Here is a 3,974-nt window from a genome sequence, read left to right as displayed (position 1 = left end):
CAGCCGCTTCTTGAGCCGCCCGCCGCGCGGCGGCGGCCCGCCGATCCCGGGCGGCAGCGGCATCCCGGTCATCCCGGGAGGTCCGGCCATCTCGGGCATCACGGGCATCTCAGGGGGCCCGGGCGTTCCGGGGGCCTGGAGAGGCATGTCCGCGCCGTGGGGCGCCGGGCCGTTGTACGGGATCCCGTCCGGCGCGGTGGCGCCCGGCGCCGGCGAGGGCGGCGGCGTGGCGGGTGCGGTCCGGGGCGGGCCGCCGGCGACGAGGACGTCGTCCGGTGCGGGCCGGCCAGGTGCGGACTCCGGAGAAGGGTCGTCCTGATCAGCGCTCACAAGCCATAAGAATGCCCGACGATGCGAGCGGCCGGACCGGAAACCGCGCATCGCCGGGCATACCACCACCTACGGTCGGGGCGGGCGGCCTCCGCGCCGCCCGGCCCCGACCTGCGGGCTCACTCGCTGTCGAGCCCGCTCTGCAGCGAGGCGACCTCCGACGGCGTGGCGCCGATCACCTTGTACTGCGCGTGCTTGTAGAACGTGCCGCCGGTGGACTTGGCCCAGCTCTGCCACGCGGAGGTGGCGATCCGGCAGCTCGCCCACACCGAGCTGGTGTCGTTGATCGTGATCGTGTCGGTGCAGTTGCCGAGGTCCCGGCCGGTCAGCGTGCCGGCGGTGATGTTGAACCGGACGTCGATCGTCAGCGGCGTGGACGCCCCGTAGGGCGGCCGGATCTTGGCCTCGACGGTGCAGCCGGAGTTGCTGTTGCAGCCGCCCTTCTTCCACTCGTCGACCGACGGGCGCGCCGACGCGTCGAAGGAGTTCTTCAGGTCGCCCATGCTGGTGCGCATGGTGGAGATGACCGTGGACGCCTCGGACGAGGACTTCGGCGTGACGTCCAGCGCGACGCGCGGCGTGGTCGCCTCGTAGCGCAGCAGCTGGGCGTCGTCGGCGTCGGTGATGTAGAGCGTCGAGGTGAAGGTGGTGAACTTCAGCGCCTTCTTGCCGGCCCACGTCGTCTTCAGTGGCTTGACCTTGGCGGTCGCCGCGGCCCGCAGCTTGGCGGCCAGGGCGGTCGGCGACAGCTCCTGCTTGAAGTCGATGTCGAGCTTGTCGGCGCTCAGCCGGCCCCACTGCTGCCCGCTGCCGAGGTAGTACGGCGTGCCCTCGGTGCTCTCGATCTGGTCGCGCCAGTACGAGGCGTCGGCCTTCAGGAACAGCTTGCCGTCCGCCGACAGCAGCGTGACGTTGTCGCTGTTCCAGGTCACCGGGCCGGTCGCGCGGCCGCCCTTGGTGACGTCGAGCTGGCCCTCGATGTTGTCGGCGCCGCCGCCGAAGTCGCCCTTCAGCCCGACGACGCGCTCGGCGGCCATCGAGTCGGCCGCGGCCTTCAGCTTGTCCTCGGGCGACTTGCCGCCGCCGTTGGACGCCACGATGAAGACCACCGCGCCGATGATCAGGATCACCACGACGGCGCCGCCGACGAGCGCCGCGATGAGCGGGCCGCTGCTGCGCTTGGGCGGCGGCATGCCGGGACCCATCGGGCCGCCGGGGCCGGGAGGCGGCGGGAAGAACGGCGGCGGCGTGCCGGGACCGCCGGGACCGCCGTACCCGCCGGGGGGAGGCGGCGCGCCGCGGCCGCCCGGAGCACCGGGAACGCCCTGGCCACCCGGGTAGCCGGGGCCGCCCGGACCAGGGGCGCCGCCGGGACCCGCGGGAGGCGGTGGAGGCGGCCAGGAGGCACCACCCGGGTTCTCCCAGCCCGGGTTCGGCGGAGGGTTGCTCATCCGGTCACGTCCTTCCAGGTCAACTGACCCCAATGCGTTCTCTAGTGTGCAGCAAAACGATGACATTGTGATCCACCGAGGTGGAGGTACGACATCACACTCGCGCACGCCCTTTCGGGGATACTTGCTTGGACGCAGACGGGAGCGTGACGGTGCATAACTATTTCAGCTCATATGTCGCGCTCGCCGCACTGGTGATCGCCGGCGGCGGCATCGTCGGCGGCGGCCTCGCGGCGAACCGGATGCTCCGCCCGCACCGCCCGACCGCCGAGAAGCTCACCACCTACGAGTGCGGCGTCGACCCGGTCGGCGGCGGCTGGGCGCACTCCTACATCCGCTATTACGTCTTCGCCTACCTGTACGTGGTCTTCGCGGTGGACGCCGTGTTCCTCTTCCCCTGGGCGACGGTCTTCTCCGCCCCCGGCTATGGCGCCACCACGCTCGGGGAGATGTTCGTCTTCCTGGCCTTCCTCGCCGTCGGGCTGCTCTACGCGGGCCGCAAAGGCGTCCTGTCCTGGGTCTGAGCCCGCCCCTCAACGTCCCGAGCCTCCGGCGGGACCCGTCCGGGCTGTAACAATGCTTGCGTGGGCACCATCGATCTCCCGCCGCCGAGCGTCGGACCCCTGTCGCGGCTCGCGCCCAAACCGGTCAAGTTCGTGCTCAACTGGGGCCGCCGCTATTCGCTCTGGGTCTTCAACTTCGGCCTGGCCTGCTGCGCGATCGAGTTCATCGCCACGTCGATGAGCAGGCACGACTTCATCCGGCTGGGCGTCATCCCGTTCGCGCCCGGCCCCCGCCAGGCGGACCTGATGGTCGTGTCCGGCACCGTCAGCGACAAGATGGCGCCCGCCGTCCGGCGGCTGTACGAGCAGATGCCCGAGCCCAAGTACGTGATCTCGTTCGGCGCCTGCTCCAACTGCGGCGGCCCGTACTGGGACTCCTACTGCGTGACCAAGGGCGTCGACCAGATCATCCCGGTGGACGTGTACGTCCCCGGCTGCCCGCCGCGTCCCGAGGCGCTCCTCCAGGGCATCGTCCACCTGCAGGAGAAGATCGCCGCCGAGTCGCTCGGCGACCGCTACGACGGCGGCGACCCGATGAGCCCGCCGCCCGCGCCGCGGCCGTTCTCGGCCACCGTCCTGCGCCGCCCCCTCCAGCCGCCGCCCGCCGAGGAGCCGCCTGCCGACGAACCGTCCGCCGAGGAGCCGCCCGGCGAGCCTTCGGCGCGGGAAGGGGCGTCGCCGTCGGACGTGACGCTGCCCGTCGCGCCGCCCGAACCGCCGGCGGCGGTGGACCGTCCCGCGCCCGAAGCCGATGACGTGCGGCCGGACGATGAGACGCGTCCCCTTCCGCCCGTCGAACCGGAGGCCGAGGGGCCCCGCGACGCCCCGGCCGCCGAGGGCGGGACCATGCCGTTGCCCGCCGCCGGACCGGAACCCGCGGATGAGCCTGGCGCGGTGCGTCCCGACGACGAGACGCGGCCGATCCCCGCCGCCGAGGAGGAGCCCGCCGAGGAGCCGCCTGCCGAGGAGCCGCAGTACGCCGAGCCGCCCGCCGACGAGCCGCGGGCGGGCGAACCGCGGCGGCGGCCCCGGTCCGAGCACGACCCGTCGATCATCCCGGGGCTCGCCGACGACGGGAACGACGACGAGATCGGGCGGAGCCGGTGACCGCCGCCGCGGAGCTGACCGCCGCCTGGACGGACCGGTTCGGCGACGACGTGACGACCGAGGAGACGGCCGGCGGGCTGTCCGTCGGCGTGCCGGCCGACCGCTGGGTGGAGGCGCTCACCTTCGCCCGCGACGACCTGGCCTGCGCCTTCTTCGACTGGCTGACCGGCGTGGACGAGCTCGGCGAGGGCTTCGCCGTCGTCGTCCACGTGTACTCGCTGGAGCGGCGGCACCATCTCCTCGTCCGGACGCGGGTGCCGAGGGACGCGCCGTCCCTCCCGACCGCCATCGGCGTCTACCGGGGCGCCGCGTGGCACGAGCGGGAGACGGCCGAGATGTTCGGCGTCGTGTTCGAGGGGCACCCGAACCTCGTCCCGCTGCTGCTGCCGGACGGCTTCGAGGGCCATCCGCTGCGCAAGGACTTCGTGCTGGCGGCGCGGGTCGCGAAGCCGTGGCCGGGCGCGAAGGAGCCCGGCGGCTCGGCGCGCCGTGCCCCGACTCGCCGGGCGCGAAGGAGCCCGGC

At 73.2% G+C, this 3,974-nt stretch carries 4 protein-coding genes and 1 pseudogene; 3 read left to right on the top strand and 2 right to left on the bottom strand.

Annotation, left to right across the window (positions count from 1 at the left end):
* A pseudogene (locus ABZ914_RS48050) lies at nucleotides 1-330 on the bottom strand (hypothetical protein); the annotation flags it as partial.
* A 119-nt stretch (nucleotides 331-449) separates the two neighbouring features.
* The gene (locus tag ABZ914_RS48045; protein WP_500201309.1) at nucleotides 450-1,781 is read right to left on the bottom strand and encodes an EGFR-like transmembrane domain-containing protein; all 1,332 of its coding nucleotides are present in this window, start codon (nucleotides 1,779-1,781) and stop codon (nucleotides 450-452) included.
* Between the two features lie 152 nt (nucleotides 1,782-1,933).
* Here ABZ914_RS48045 and ABZ914_RS48040 point away from each other — a divergent pair, with 152 nt between their 5' ends.
* The 3 genes from ABZ914_RS48040 to ABZ914_RS48030 form a co-directional block, all read left to right on the top strand.
* The gene (locus ABZ914_RS48040; RefSeq protein WP_433146946.1) at nucleotides 1,934-2,305 is read left to right on the top strand and encodes an NADH-quinone oxidoreductase subunit A; all 372 of its coding nucleotides are present in this window, start codon (nucleotides 1,934-1,936) and stop codon (nucleotides 2,303-2,305) included.
* Nucleotides 2,306-2,365: 60 nt separating this feature from the next.
* Entirely contained in the window at nucleotides 2,366-3,451 is a 1,086-nt protein-coding gene (locus ABZ914_RS48035) for an NADH-quinone oxidoreductase subunit B (RefSeq protein ID WP_500201308.1), read from the top strand.
* A partial coding sequence (locus tag ABZ914_RS48030) for an NADH-quinone oxidoreductase subunit C (protein ID WP_500201307.1) occupies nucleotides 3,448-3,974 on the top strand: 527 nt, incomplete at its 3' end. The genes ABZ914_RS48035 and ABZ914_RS48030, both read left to right, overlap by 4 nt.

It is taken from the genome of Spirillospora sp. NPDC046719 (genome assembly GCF_040645715.1).
Lineage (GTDB): Bacteria > Actinomycetota > Actinomycetes > Streptosporangiales > Streptosporangiaceae > Spirillospora.
Note: the sequence above shows the minus strand (reverse complement) of the source record. Positions and strands in the feature narration are given on the sequence as shown.

Coding starts and splice junctions, on each gene's coding strand:
- ABZ914_RS48045 (WP_500201309.1), bottom strand. CDS start 1,781: ATGAGCAACCCTCCGCCGAACCCGGGCTGGGAGAACCCGGGTGGTGCC.